Annotated in this window: 10 protein-coding genes; 3 read left to right on the top strand and 7 right to left on the bottom strand. The window is 66.7% G+C overall.

Annotated elements, in window-relative coordinates; all coding sequences use genetic code 11:
- Nucleotide 1: 1 nt before the first annotated feature.
- The 7 genes from EJ105_RS04755 to EJ105_RS04725 form a co-directional block, all read right to left on the bottom strand.
- Entirely contained in the window at nucleotides 2-706 is a 705-nt protein-coding gene (locus EJ105_RS04755) for an alginate O-acetyltransferase AlgF (RefSeq protein WP_250165467.1), read from the bottom strand.
- A gap of 157 nt (nucleotides 707-863) precedes the next feature.
- On the bottom strand, nucleotides 864-1,769 hold the full coding sequence (locus EJ105_RS04750; RefSeq protein ID WP_250165466.1) for a hydroxymethylglutaryl-CoA lyase: 906 nt from the start codon (nucleotides 1,767-1,769) through the stop codon (nucleotides 864-866).
- The gene (locus EJ105_RS04745) at nucleotides 1,769-3,769 is read right to left on the bottom strand and encodes an acetyl/propionyl/methylcrotonyl-CoA carboxylase subunit alpha (RefSeq protein WP_250165465.1); all 2,001 of its coding nucleotides are present in this window, start codon (nucleotides 3,767-3,769) and stop codon (nucleotides 1,769-1,771) included. Before EJ105_RS04745 ends, EJ105_RS04750 begins: the two co-directional genes overlap by 1 nt.
- Nucleotides 3,766-4,554 carry an enoyl-CoA hydratase-related protein gene (locus tag EJ105_RS04740; protein WP_250165464.1) on the bottom strand — a complete coding sequence of 263 codons (789 nt, stop codon included), beginning with the start codon at nucleotides 4,552-4,554 and terminating at the stop codon, nucleotides 3,766-3,768. The genes EJ105_RS04745 and EJ105_RS04740 overlap by 4 nt, the downstream gene beginning before the upstream one ends.
- A 253-nt stretch (nucleotides 4,555-4,807) precedes the next feature.
- Nucleotides 4,808-6,415, bottom strand: a complete 1,608-nt coding sequence (locus EJ105_RS04735; protein WP_250165463.1) for a carboxyl transferase domain-containing protein — start codon at nucleotides 6,413-6,415, stop codon at nucleotides 4,808-4,810.
- Between the two features lie 309 nt (nucleotides 6,416-6,724).
- On the bottom strand, nucleotides 6,725-7,411 hold the full coding sequence (locus EJ105_RS04730; RefSeq protein WP_250165462.1) for a TetR/AcrR family transcriptional regulator: 687 nt from the start codon (nucleotides 7,409-7,411) through the stop codon (nucleotides 6,725-6,727).
- Nucleotides 7,412-7,719: 308 nt separating this feature from the next.
- Entirely contained in the window at nucleotides 7,720-9,306 is a 1,587-nt protein-coding gene (locus EJ105_RS04725; RefSeq protein ID WP_250165461.1) for an AMP-binding protein, read from the bottom strand.
- Between the two features lie 217 nt (nucleotides 9,307-9,523).
- Here EJ105_RS04725 and EJ105_RS04720 point away from each other — a divergent pair, with 217 nt between their 5' ends.
- Genes EJ105_RS04720 through EJ105_RS04710 form a run of 3 tightly spaced genes read left to right on the top strand, consistent with a single transcriptional unit; the run spans nucleotide 9,524 to nucleotide 13,237 of the window.
- Nucleotides 9,524-10,372, top strand: a complete 849-nt coding sequence (locus tag EJ105_RS04720; protein WP_245279297.1) for an ABC transporter ATP-binding protein — start codon at nucleotides 9,524-9,526, stop codon at nucleotides 10,370-10,372.
- A gap of 22 nt (nucleotides 10,373-10,394) precedes the next feature.
- Entirely contained in the window at nucleotides 10,395-12,344 is a 1,950-nt protein-coding gene (locus tag EJ105_RS04715; protein ID WP_250165460.1) for a long-chain fatty acid--CoA ligase, read from the top strand.
- Nucleotides 12,344-13,237 (top strand): branched-chain amino acid ABC transporter permease, encoded by an 894-nt coding sequence (locus tag EJ105_RS04710; RefSeq protein WP_024276586.1) that lies wholly within the window; start codon nucleotides 12,344-12,346, stop codon nucleotides 13,235-13,237. The genes EJ105_RS04715 and EJ105_RS04710 overlap by 1 nt, the downstream gene beginning before the upstream one ends.
- The last annotated feature ends 1 nt before the right edge of the window (nucleotide 13,238 follow it).

Raw genomic sequence — 13,238 nt, 5'->3', positions numbered from 1 at the left:
ATCAGTTGCCAGGCCCGCGATAGGGCTCCGTCTCGTCGCGCTGGCCCGTCAGCTTCGGCCCGTTGGCACCGGGCAGGAGGAACAGGCTGTAATGGTCGCCCGCCTTCAGCTGCGGCAGCTTCAGCGGCTGCGACACAGCCGTTCCGCAGCTTGCCGCCAGAACCGCCTCGATGGGGTTGATGGCGCGCTGGCGGGTGTCGTTGGTGGCAACGCCCTCGAACACGACGGGGCCGCCATCGGCCACCGCCACGCTTGCCGCACAGCCGGGCACCAGATTGTAGACGCGCAGCTGCGCCTTGAGGTCGTTGCGGCCCTCGGTGGGGTCGGCAATCACCACCGCCGGGCCGGTGGTCGGGACGATGACGGTGGAGAAGGCATCGGCGGGGGGCACGATGCCGCCCTCGGCCGGCTTGCCGGCAATGCTGACGGCGAGCGGGGTGCCGCCCTTCACGATGCGGTAGATGGTGGCGGTGTCTCCGGCGGGAACGGCCGCAGCCGCCGCGCTGCCGATTGAGATGGGCGCGCCGCTCGCGGCAAGGTCCACCACCCGGACATAAGCGGAGCCGGTGGGCGGCTTCGGCGCATAAAGACGCGTCAGCTCCTGCGCAGCCGCGGGAGCAGCAAGAGCGGCAAGCGCAAAGGTCGCCAGCGCGAACCGCCGCATGGCGCGGCCCGAAACGGTCAAAGCGGCATTGGACGCGGGCATGAGCGCGATCCCGAACTGACCGGCAGACCCTGCGCCGGTTTCACTTGGCGACAGTTAGGGGTTGCATCCCGTCAAGGCAACGGAGCGCCCCCTTCAACTGCCGTTAAGGTTACGGGATAAGGGCGCCCGACGCCACCGGCTCCACCTCAGCCGGGCGTCACGCACATTTGGCCGCCAGCGCCTGCGCGACCTTGGAGGCCGGCGTGCGGCCGAGCGCTGCGGTGATCGCGCGGCCGGCGGCGGCGAGGCGGTCGAGATCGACGCCGGTCTCGATGCCGAGGCCGTTGAGCATGTAGACGAGATCCTCGGTGGCGAGATTGCCGGACGCGCCCTTGGCATAGGGACAGCCGCCGAGCCCCGCCACGGCCGAATCCACGCTGGCGACACCGATATCGAGGCAGGCCAGCACGTTGGCCAGCGCCTGCCCGTAGGTGTCGTGGAAATGGATGGCGGTGCGCTCAAGGCCGATGCGTTCGGCGACGGCCTCGGTCACCGCCTGCGCCTGGTCGGGCGTGCCGACGCCGATGGTGTCGCTCACCGAGACCTCGTAGCAGCCCATGGCGGTGAGGGCTTCCGACACCTCCACCACCTTCGCCACCGGCACCTCGCCCTGATAGGGGCAGCCGAGCGCGCAGCTCACATAGCCGCGCACCGCGACACCCCGCGCGCGGGCGAGATCGATGAGCGGGGTGAAGCGCTCCAGGCTCTCGGCGATGGTGCAGTTGATGTTTTTCTGCGTGAACGCCTCCGAGGCCGCGGTGAACACCGCCACCTCCTCGATGCCGCAGGCGAGCGCCAGCTCCAGCCCTTTCAGGTTGGGCGCCAGCACGGTGTAGCGCACGCCGGCCTGGCGATTGATGGCGCCCAGCACCTCGGCGGTGTCGGCCATCTGCGGCACCCATTTCGGCGAAACGAACGAACCGGCCTCGATCATCTTCAGCCCGGCGTCGGCGAGGGCGTCGATGAGCGCCACCTTGGCATCGAGAGGCACGATGCCCGGTTCGTTCTGCAGCCCGTCGCGGGGGCCGACCTCGACGATGCGGACGGAAGCGGGGCGGGCCATCAGGCGTCCTCCAGAACCAGAAGCTCGGCGCCCTCGTCCACGAGGTCGCCCACGGCGAATTTCAGCGCCTTCACCTTGCCATCGCGCGGCGCGGCGACGGTATGCTCCATCTTCATCGCCTCGACCACCACCAAAGCGGCGCCCTTCGTCACCTCCTGCCCTTCCTCCACCGCGATGCGGATGATGGTGCCGGGCATGGGCGCGACGAGCCGGCCGGCGGTGCCGGTGGCGGCCTGCGAGGCGAGGCGGGGATCGATGAAGTCCACCGCATATTCTCCGCCGCGCACGAACACGGTGAGGCGGTTGCCGGTGCGGATCACCCGCGCCGAAAGGGCCACCCCGTCGAGGCGGGCACGCAGGCTGCCGTCCGCTTCCGCCTCGCCCTCCACCGCCATGTCGCCGCCGGGCAAGGCCAGGATGAAGCCGTGGGGGCGGAAATGGGCGCGGATGTCGATGCGCCGTTCGCGGTCGGCAAAGGTCAGGTCCACATGGGCGTCGCGGTTGAGCCGCCAGCCGGGCGCGAGGCCCCAGGGCGACCACGGATCGGCCGCATCCACCGTCTCGGCCGACTGGCGCGCCTCCTCCTTCAGGATGGAGAGGGCGGCGAGGGCCAGCACCATGTCGTCCACCGGCGCCGGGGCGGGCAGCAGCACGTCCTGATGGCGGGCGATGAAATTGGTGTCGAGTTCGGCCGCAGCAAACGCCGGATGAGCGGCGATGGCCTTCAGGAACACCCGGTTGGTGGCGAGCCCCACCACCTCGGTGGCCGCAAGCGCCGCTTCCAGTCGTCGCACGGCTTCGAGCCGGTCGGCGCCGGAGACGATGATCTTGGCGATCATCGGATCGTAATGGATGGAGACCGTATCCCCGGCCCGCACGCCGGTATCCACCCGCGTGTGATCGAGGTGGGACGGCAGCACGAGGTGATCGAGCCGGCCCACCTGGGGCAGGAAGTCCCGCGCCGGGTCCTCCGCATAGAGCCGCACCTCGATGGCGTGGCCCTCGAGGGGAATTTCCTCCTGCGTCAGCGGCAGGGTCTCGCCCTGCGCGACGCGGATCTGCCATTGCACCAGATCCTGCCCGGTGATGGCTTCCGTCACCGGATGCTCCACCTGAAGGCGGGTGTTCATCTCCATGAAGTAGAAATGCTCGCCCTCGGCGATGAACTCCACCGTGCCGGCACCGCGATAGCCCACCGCCTTGGCCGCATCCACCGCCGCCTGGCCCATGGCGGCGCGGCGCTCCGGCGTCATGCCGGGGGCGGGTGCTTCCTCCACCACCTTCTGGTGGCGACGCTGGATGGAGCAGTCGCGCTCGTGGAGATAGACGCAATTGCCGTGGCTGTCGGCGAAGACCTGCACCTCGATGTGGCGCGGGGTGGTGAGATATTTCTCCACCAGCACCTTGTCGTCGCCGAAGGCGCTCTTCGCCTCGCGCTGGGCGGAGGCGAGAGCTTCGGGGAAGTCTTCCGCCGAGCGCACCACCTTCATGCCCTTGCCGCCGCCGCCGGCCGAGGCCTTGATGAGCACCGGGAAGCCGATGCGCTCCGCCTCGCGGGCGAGCAGGCCCGCATCCTGATCCTCACCGTGATAGCCGGGCACAAGCGGCACGCCCGCCTTCTCCATCAGCGCCTTGGCGGCGCTCTTGGAGCCCATGGCGCGGATGGCCGAAGCCGGCGGGCCGACGAAGACGATGCCGGCCTGTTCGCAGGCATCGGCGAAGGCGGCATTTTCGGAGAGGAAGCCGTAGCCGGGATGGATGGCATCCGCCCCGCTTTTCTTCGCGGCGTCGAGAATGGCGTCGATCCTGAGATAGCTCTCGCGCGCCGGCGCCGGGCCGATGGGATAGGCCTCGTCCGCCACCGCCACATGCAGCGCGTCCGCGTCCGCCTCCGAATAGACGGCGACGGTGCGCAGGCCCAGAGCCTTGGCGGTGCGCATCACGCGCACGGCGATCTCGCCGCGATTGGCGACGAGCAGGGTGCGGATGGGACTGATCATGCGGCCCCCCAATTGGGTTTTCTCTTTTCGAGGAAGGCGGTGACGCCCTCGCGGCCGTCGGCGCTGGCGCGCTGGTCGGCGATGCGATGGGCGGTGTCGGTGATGACGTGGTCGTCGAGGGGCTTGTCCACGGCGGCGACGAGCGCCTTGGTGGCGGCAAGCGCGGCGGGGCTCGCCGCCTTCAGCGCTTTCAGATGGCGGGCGATGGCGGCGTCCAGCTCCTCCGCCGGCACCACCTCATGAACGAGGCCCAGCCCCAGCGCCGTCGCGGCGGAAAACCGCTCGGCGGTGAGGAAATAGCGCCGCGCCTGCCGCGCCCCCATGGCCCGCACCAGATAGGGGCTGATGACCGCCGGGATGAGGCCGATGCGCACTTCCGTGACGGCGAATTCCGCCTCCGGCACCGCCACGGCGATGTCGCTCGCCGCGATGAGGCCGGTGGCCCCGGCGAAGGCCGAACCGTGGATGCGCACGAGGGTGGGCTTCGGCGAGAGATCGATGGTGCGCATGAGCTTCGCGAGGCCCAGCGCATCGGCGAGGTTCTCCTCCTGCGAATAGGAGGCCATGCGGCGCATCCAGTTGAGATCGCCGCCGGAGCAGAAGACCGGCCCGTTGGCGCGTAGCAGGATGGCGACGGCCGACGGGTCCGCGATGGCCGCCTCATAGGCCTGCGTCAGCGCGGCAATCAGCGCGTCGTCGAAGGCGTTGCGCACCTCGGGCCGGTCGAGGGTGAGGATGGCGACGCCATCTTCAAGGGTGCGGGTGAGGCCGGTGCTGTTGCTCATGACATCCGCCTCTCATGCAGGAGGTCGGCACTCCCCTCTCCCCTCGCGGGAGAGGGGTTGGGGGTGAGGGGGGTGTCGCCACCAGGAACGGCTCTGGCCGAGCCATACCCCTCACCCGTCTCGCGGCTGCGCCGCGATCCACCCTCTCCCGCCCGAACTCGACTGTTGCCGAGTTCGGTTCGTGAGGGTCGAAGTCGGCAACAGCCGACTTCGACGGGAGAGGGGAGCAGCCCGACAATTGCGATCCGCCCCATCACATGCGGAACACGCCGAAGCGTGTCTCCTGCTCGGGGGCGTTGAGGGCGGCGGAGAGCGCGAGGGCCAGCACCATGCGGGTGTCGGCGGGGTCGATCACACCATCGTCCCACAGCCGGGCCGAGGAATAATAGGGATGGCCCTGCACCTCGTACTGGTGGCGGATGGGCGCCTTGAAGGCTTCCTCCTCCGCCGCCGGCCACGTGCCGCCGCGCCCCTCGATGCCGTCGCGCTTCACCTGCGCCAGCACCCCCGCCGCCTGCTCGCCGCCCATCACCGAGATGCGGGCATTGGGCCACATCCACAGGAAGCGCGGATCGAAAGCGCGCCCGCACATGCCGTAGTTTCCGGCGCCGAAGGAATTGCCGATCACCACCGTGAACTTGGGCACGGATGCGCAGGATACGGCGGTGACGAATTTCGCGCCATCCTTGGCGATGCCGCCCGCCTCATATTTCCGCCCCACCATGAAGCCGGTGATGTTCTGCAGGAAGACGAGGGGAATATTGCGCTGGCAGCACAATTCCACGAAGTGCGCGCCCTTCAGCGCGCTTTCGGAGAAGAGGATGCCGTTGTTGGCGATGATGCCCACGGGATAGCCGAAGATGCGGGCGAAGCCTGTCACCAGCGTCGGCCCATAGAGCGGCTTGAACTCGTCGAACTCGGAGCCGTCCACGATGCGGGCGATGATCTGCCTCACGTCGAACGGCTGCTTGGGGTCGGCCGAGACGACGCCGTAAATCTCCTTCGCATCGTAGAGCGGCGCGCGCGGCTCGCGGATGTCGAGGGAATGGGCCTTCGTGGTGTTGAGGTCGGCGACGATGGAGCGGGCGATGCCCAGCGCATGGGCGTCGTTCTCCGCCATGTGGTCGGCGACGCCGGAGGTGCGGGTGTGGACCTCCGCACCGCCCAGCTCCTCGGCGGTGACGACCTCGCCGGTGGCCGCCTTCACCAGCGGCGGGCCGCCGAGGAAAATGGTGGCCTGGTTCTTCACCATGATGGACTGGTCGGCCATGGCCGGCACATAGGCGCCGCCGGCGGTGCAGGATCCCATCACCACCGCGATCTGCGGGATGCCGGCGGCGGACATGTTGGCCTGATTGAAGAAGATGCGGCCGAAATGCTCGCGGTCGGGGAAGACCTCGTCCTGGTTCGGCAGGTTGGCGCCGCCGGAATCCACGAGGTAGATGCACGGCAGGTGGTTTTCCTGCGCGACGCGCTGGGCGCGCAGATGCTTCTTCACCGTCATGGGGAAATAGGTGCCGCCCTTCACCGTCGCGTCGTTGGCGACGATGACGCATTCGCGGCCCGAGACGCGGCCGATGCCGGTGATGATGCCGGCGGCGGGCACCTCGTCGTCATACATGCCGTAGCCGGCGAGCTGGCTGAATTCCAGGAAGGGCGAGCCGGTGTCCAGCAGCGTGCGGATGCGATCCCGCGGCAGCAGCTTGCCGCGCTTCAGGTGGCGCTCGCGGGCGACGGCGCCGCCACCCTCCGCCACCTTCTCCACCACGGACCGAAGCTCCGCAACGGAGGCTTCCAGCGCCTCCCGGTTGCGGCGGAATGCGTCGGAGCGGCGGTCGACCGCATCCTCGATGATCGCCATGAGCGCTCTCGCCCCCAATGCCCGGGCGCGTGGCCGACCGGACCGATGATCGGCCGGAGCACACGCCCTTTCGCCTCAAGAGAAACGATCTCCACAAGGACCGACGATCCTCGAGGAGCCCGGCTCTCGCGAACCGGCAGCGGGGCAGCCGGAGGCAAAGCGCGCCGATGCCCGCGCAGCTGGGCGCAAGGCGGCTCGGGCGTCTCCCTCGGCGCCGGTCGATGCCGGCTTGGAAACGATCGTACGTTTTTTTATTGGAGGCGCAAGGGCTTTCGCGCGGTCATTTTCGAGGAACGGCGTGCCGTCCCATCACGTCCGCGCGGCCTTGGGGACCGAGGCGGGTCGGCGCGTCGGCTTCTCATGCACCGGCAGCTCTGTGGGGGCTGCGAGGGGCTGAAGCGGGGCCCCTCCGGTGACGCCGCCGATGACGAGCGCGGTGTAGGTGTCCACGATCTCGTCCTGGCTCAATCGGCCGCCCGGCAGGTACCACATGCAGATGCCGGTGAGCATGGAGATGATGGCGTAGGTGGCGACCTTGGGCTCGCGCACCTCGAACACGCCTTGCGCCGCACCTTGGCGCAGGATGCCCTCCAGCAGCCCCTCATAGCGCCGGCGCAGGCCGACCACGACCGCGCGATGCGCCTCGTCGAGGCTGCGGATCTCCATGTTGGCGATGAAGACGTGGGCGAGCCGCGTCATGTGATAGCGCAGGTGGAAGGCGCAGAAGACCCTGAGACGCGCCAGCGGGTCTTCGATGCCGGCGAGGTCCGCCTCGGCCTTGCCGAGCAGATCCTCCATGTGGTCGCGCACGATGTCGAACAGCAGGGTCTGCTTGTTGTCGAAATATTTGTAGAGCGAGCCGGACTGCAGGCCCACCTCGGCCGCCAGCTGCCGCAGGCTCATGGCCTCGTAGCCATGCTTGTAGATAAGCTTGACGCCCGCCTGCCGGATGGCTTCGGCGGTGCGTGCGCCGTTGGAACCGATGGTGCGCGCCATTGCCTTTTAACGTTCGATGTCCCGGCCCTTCAAAGGTCCGGCCCGGGTGTCTTCATTGAGCGGGCGGACTGCGCGAACGCGCGATCCGGCTGCGATCCGCGTGGCAGAGTGCGAGCCCAGCCCCCGCGATGCAAGATCATCTTGCGACACGAAATGCCGCTTGACCACAATAAAAAAGAACGCTTGATTGTTTAACCAACCCGGCGAAACGACCGGGCCGAGAAATCGGACAAGGCACCCGGTCCGCCGCACAGCGCGGGGTGCCGGATAGGGAGATGACGACATGGCCACCCTGCGGGCGTGACCTCTCAATCCTTGTGCATCGAAATGGCGTGGGATGCTTCTCCGGCGTAGTGGACGCAGCCGTCCGCATCCACGTGGCCGGTATCCCCGGTGATGTAATAGTCACGGCCGAACCGAAATCTGGCCTCCGTCGCCGTTTCGTCCTGGCTGTAGGCGCGAAACCAGAAAAGCGGCGAGCGCGGAACGTGGATCGCCAGTATTCCCTCCGCGCCCACGCCCAGCTCGGAGCCCGTCTCGTCGAGGACGACGAGGGAAAATCCGGGCGCGACCCGGCCGACGGACACACGATCGAGGGAGCGGGGATCATGCGGGTCATGCTTCATGCCGACGATCATGCCCGCTTCGCGGTGGCCGTACTGGTTCACCAGCGGCACGCCGAGCTTCTGCGTGACCCAGGAGATGATGTCCTGGGGCAAGGGCTCGCCGCCCACGGTGACGATGCGCAGCGCGAGGCGATGCGATGCCGCGACAGGATCGCCGCGGCGCCAGGCCCGGATCTGTGACGGGGCGGCGGTGAGGTTGGTGACGCGGAACTTCGACAGGACGCGGTAGCCCTGCGAGACATCGTAGGGCCCGTCGCAGAACAGGATGGACTTGCCGATCAGGAGCGGGCCAACGAGACCGTAGAAAACGCCGTACTCCCAACCCTGGTCGGTCATGTTCCAGAACACGTCCTCGTCACGGACGTCGAGCCCGTGGCGCATGTACTGCTCGATTTCGGCCAGGGCGCGGACGGGGGTCAGGATGCCGTATCTCGGTTCCACCACCTTGGCCGAATAGGTCATGATGAACGGGTCGTTTTCGCCATAGGTGGCGGCTTCGGCCAGCGGCTCCGCCTCGTAGATCGACGACCAGAACTGGGTGAGGCGCCCTTCTATGCGGTTGATATGGTCTCCCTCCACGAGAAAGACCGGAGTTGATGGCGTGATGTACTTGCGGGCGCGTTCGACCAGCACGCGATCTGCGACGATCGCCTTCGCGCCGCCCGCCTCCAGGCGGGCATTCACCGCCGATGCGGAATAGGTGGAAAAGAGCGGCATGTAGACCGCGCCGACCCGCCAGATTGCGAGGGCCGCAATGATCAGTTCAACGCCCTTGGGCAGCATCACGGCGACGCGGTCGCCCTTCCTGATCCCGACCGACGTCAGGACACGGGCAAACCGCGATGAATAGTCCGACAGCCTGCCGAAGCTCAGTTCCGAGGTCTGGCCCGACACCGATTCGTGGATCATGGCCGGAAGGGCGCGCTTGCCCGGCAGGTGCCGGTCGCAGAGCAGGTGGGCGAGAGAGATGGCGTTTCCGCAGTATTCGGGCCTCTGGTACAGGCTCGGATTGGGCGCAGGATCAGGCTGCGGCGTGTCCGACGCGGCCGGAGGTTTCCCGGCCCGATTGCTCATCTCCAGGAAGAATTCGCCGAAGGTATAGAACCGGCTCGCCGCGTCATAGGCCAGCAAGCCCTCGTGAACGAGCGCCGCGGCAAGACGATGGGCGGTGGCCTTGGAAAGCCCGGTGCCCTCGACGAGTTCCGCCAGGCGCGCGCCATGGGACGGCGCACCGGCCACGGCCCTCAGGACCGAAATGGCCCGGGACAAGCTTTGGGCGCCCTTGGGGCCCGAGTCCGGATCGGAAGACGCAAGCATGTCTTATTATGTGAGACGAATTCAAATCGACCGCAATATTTTTCGCGATCGCCTTAAGTCTCGCTTGAAAGATTCAAACGGTCGCTCGATAATGAAATCAATCAGCATCTCATAATATGAGATAGCGGCTCATAGAAGCCAACCCGCGATGCGGGATAGGGAGGGGACCATGTCGCTACCTGCCGCTTCGGCCGGGGCTGCCACGGGCGTGTCTGCCCTGCTTGATGTGCAGAACATCTCGCTCCGCTTCGGGGGCCTCAAGGCGCTGTCCGATGTGAGCTTCCATGTGCGCCCCGGCGAGCTGTTCTCCATCATCGGCCCGAACGGCGCCGGCAAGACATCCATGCTGAACTGCATCTCCGGCCGCTACACGCCGAGCGACGGACGCGTGGTGTTCGACGGCGCCGACGTGACCAAGCTGAAGCCCAATCGCCGCGCCGAGATCGGCATCGGCCGCACCTTCCAGAACCTCGCGCTGTTCAGCCACATGAGCGTGCTCGACAACATCATGGTCGGCCGTCATCACCTCCTGAAGAACAACTTCTTCACCGGCGCGCTCTACTGGATCGGCGGCGCGCAGAAGGAAGAGCTGGAGCATCGCCGCAAGGTGGAGGAGGTCATCGACTTCCTCGATATCCAGCATGTGCGCAAGGCCACCGCCGGCACCCTCTCCTACGGGCTGCGCAAGCGCGTGGAACTCGCTCGCGCGGTGGCGCTGGAGCCCAAGCTCATTCTCCTCGACGAGCCCATGGCGGGCATGAACCTCGAGGAGAAGGAGGACATGGCCCGCTACATCGTCGATCTCAACGAGGAATGGGGCATGACGATCATCATGATCGAGCATGACATGGGCGTGGTGATGGACATCTCCCACCGGGTGATGGTGCTCGATTTCGGCCGCAAGCTGGTGGAGGGCGAGCCCGCCGCCGTTCTGGCTGATCCGCACGTTCGCAAGGCCTACCTCGGCGAGGAGGATCTTGAGATCGAAGAGGCGGCGCCCGCCGCCGTGTCCGCATGATGCGGCAAGGCTGAGGCGCACCATGGCTCCCATTCCCGCCTATCCCGACGTCACGGTCCACGACACCCTGCCGAAGCTGCTGCGGCTGAACGCGAAAGCCCACGCCGGCGAGACGTGGCTGCGCGAGAAGGACCTCGGCATCTGGATTTCCTACACCTGGGGCGAGGTCGCGACCCGCGTGCGCGACATGACCCTGGGCCTCACCACGCTCGGCGTTTCCCGCGGTGACGTGATCGGCCTCATCGGCGACAACCGACCGGAATGGCTGATGGGCGAGATCGCCGCCCATGCCATCGGCGGCATGAGCCTCGGCATCTATCGCGATGCGCTGGGCGACGAGGTGGCCTATCTCGTCACCTATGCAGATGTTGCGGTGGTCTTCGCCGAGGACGAGGAGCAGGTCGACAAGCTGCTCTCGCTCGACGAGAAGATCCCCACCGTCCGGCACATTGTCTATTCCGACCCGCGCGGCATCCGCAAATATGACGATCCACGCCTCATCTCGCTGAAGGAGCTGGAGAAGCGCGGCGCCGAGGTGGCTGCCCGCGATGCCGGCGCCTACGACCGCCTCGTCGATGCCGGCAAGGGCGAGGATGTGGCCATCCTCTGCACCACCTCGGGCACCACCTCCCACCCCAAGCTCGCCATGCTCACCGGTGGCGCGCTGCTGAGGCATTGCCGGGCCTATCTGGACATGGACCCGCGCCTGCCCACCGACGAATATGTCAGTGTTCTGCAGATGCCGTGGATCATGGAGCAGATCTACGCCTTCGGTCAGGCGCTCATCTCCCGCATGAAGGTGAACTTCGTGGAGGAGCAGGAGACGCTGATGGCCGACATGCGGGAGATCGGCCCCTCCTTCGTGCTGTTCGCCCCCCGCGTGTGGGAGCAGATCGCCGCCGACGTGCGCTCGCGCATGATGGATTCCTCCGCCCTGAAGCGCGGCATGTTTGACCTCGGCATGAAGCTCGGCCTCAAGGCGCTGGACGAGGGGCGGCGCTCGCCGCTCGCCGACTTCATCCTGTTCCGCGCGCTCAGGGACCGGCTCGGCTTCTCGCACCTGAAATCCGCTGCCACCGGCGGCGCGGCATTGGGGCCGGACACCTTCCGCTTCTTCCTCGCGTTGGGCGTGCCCATGCGCCAGCTCTACGGCCAGACCGAGCTGCTCGGCGCCTACACGCTGCACAAGGAAAAGGACGTGGATTTCGACACGGTGGGCGTGCCGTTCGAGGGCGTCGAGATCCGCATCGACGATCCCGATCCCAACGGTCTGGGCGAGGTGGTCACGCGGCACGCCAACATGTTCACCGGCTACTTCCGCAACGACGAGGAAACGAAAAAGTCCTTCGCCGAGGAAGGCTGGATGCGCACGGGTGATGCCGGCTTCTTCAACGGCAAGGGCCATCTCGTCGTCATCGACCGCATCCGCGACATGGCGAAGACCTCGCACAATGATCGCTTCTCGCCCCAATATATCGAGAACAAGCTGAAGTTCTCGCCCTACGTGGCCGAGGCGGTCGTGCTGGGCGACGGGCGCGACAGCCTGGCGGCGCTCATCTGCATCCGCTTCTCCATCGTCTCCAAGTGGGCGGAGAAGAACCGCATCTCGTTCACCACCTATACGGACCTCTCGGCACGGCCCGAAGTCATCGCGCTTCTGAAGAAGGAAGTGGAGGGGGTGAACCGGACGCTCGCCGAGAAGCAGCGCATCGGCCGTTTCCTCCTGCTCTACAAGGAGCTGGACGCCGACGACGGCGAGCTGACCCGCACCCGCAAGGTGCGCCGCGGCGTCATCAACGAGCGCTACGGCACCATCATCGATGCCATGTACGAGGGGCAGAAGGTGATCGACGTGGACACCACCATCACCTTCCAGGACGGCACCCGCCAGCGGATCAAGACCAAGCTAGACGTCATCGACCTCGGCGCCCCGCCGCCGGTGAAGGATGACGGAAAAAGGAGGGCGGCGTGATGCAATCCCAGCTCCTGCTTCAGCTCATCATCAACGGGCTCATCATCGGCACGCTCTATGGTGTGGTCGGCATGTGTTTCGTGCTCATCTACAAGGCCTCGCAGGTGGTGAACTTCGCCCAGGGCGAGTTCCTGCTCATCGGCGCCTGGACCTGCTGGTGGCTGCTGACCGCCTGGAACATCCCCTTCTTCTGGGGCTTCCTCATCGCCGTCTGCTTCATGATGGTGTTCGGCATCGCCGTGCAAATGATCGTGCTGCGCCCGCTCATCGGCGAGCCGATCATCTCCGTCATCATGGTGACGATCGGCCTCTCCATCTTCTTCCAGGCGCTGATGAAGTGGATGTTCGGCACCTTCGCGCAGCCGTTCCCGCCCATTTTCCCGGTGGCACAGGTGAACATCCTGGGGCTGCAAGTGCAGACGGCCTATCTCATGTCCACGGGCGTCAGTCTCGCGATCATGGCGGGCTTCGCCTGGTTCTTTAAGTATTCGCGGCTCGGCCTCGCCATGCGGGCCACCGCCTTCTCCCAGCAGGTGGCACAGTCCCTCGGCATCTCGGTGCGCCAGGTGTTCGCGCTCTCCTGGGGTATCTCGGCGGCGGTTTCAGCGGTGGCCGGCGTGGTGGTGGGCATCGTCAACGGCGTGTCGTCGGCCCTCTCCTACTTCGGCATCAAGGTGTTTCCGGCGGTGATCCTCGGCGGCCTCGACAGCGTGTTCGGCGCGGTGGTGGGCGGCCTCATCGTCGGCCTCCTGGAAAACCTCGGGCAGTACGTGGACAGCCAGTATCTGAAGTGGGGCAACCTCTACGAGATCATCCCCTTCTACGCCCTGATCATCATCCTGATGATCAAGCCCTACGGGCTGTTCGGCACCCGCGACATCGAGAGGGTCTGAG

Origin of the sequence: Xanthobacter aminoxidans, assembly GCF_023571765.1 — a bacterium.
Classification (GTDB): Bacteria; Pseudomonadota; Alphaproteobacteria; order Rhizobiales; family Xanthobacteraceae; genus Xanthobacter; species Xanthobacter aminoxidans.
This window is presented reverse-complemented; position numbering and strand designations above follow the sequence as displayed.